1 protein-coding gene is annotated in these 314 nt (G+C 59.2%); it reads right to left on the bottom strand.

The window, feature by feature from the left end; all coding sequences use genetic code 11:
• On the bottom strand, positions 1-314 hold a 314-nt coding region (locus tag AC1RPH_RS08165; protein WP_481762087.1), incomplete at both ends, for an NUDIX domain-containing protein.

Here is a 314-nt window from a genome sequence, read left to right as displayed (position 1 = left end):
GACCACACCAGACCATGACACTTCTCAGGCTCAGCGTTCCGTACTTCGCCTGCAAACGCGTATGCTCGGAAATAGAGCATGAGAAGAGGATCACCGTTACCCAGCGTATCATTCGCATGCCACACGGGCCGCAGCCCCGCAGGGTCTAGGTCGAGACAAAGCTCTTCGCGCAGCTCACGAGCCATTCCGACATCGGCACGTTCAGCTTCGAGCTTGCCGCCCGGAAGCACGTACAGACCCGATCCCGGGTCCTTGGCGCGATGCTGAAGCAGCACCCTTCCGTTCTGTGGGTCTTGTATGATGCACGCAACACC

Source organism: Dellaglioa sp. CoH-57-MRSF-16 (assembly GCF_056782055.1).
This window is presented reverse-complemented; position numbering and strand designations above follow the sequence as displayed.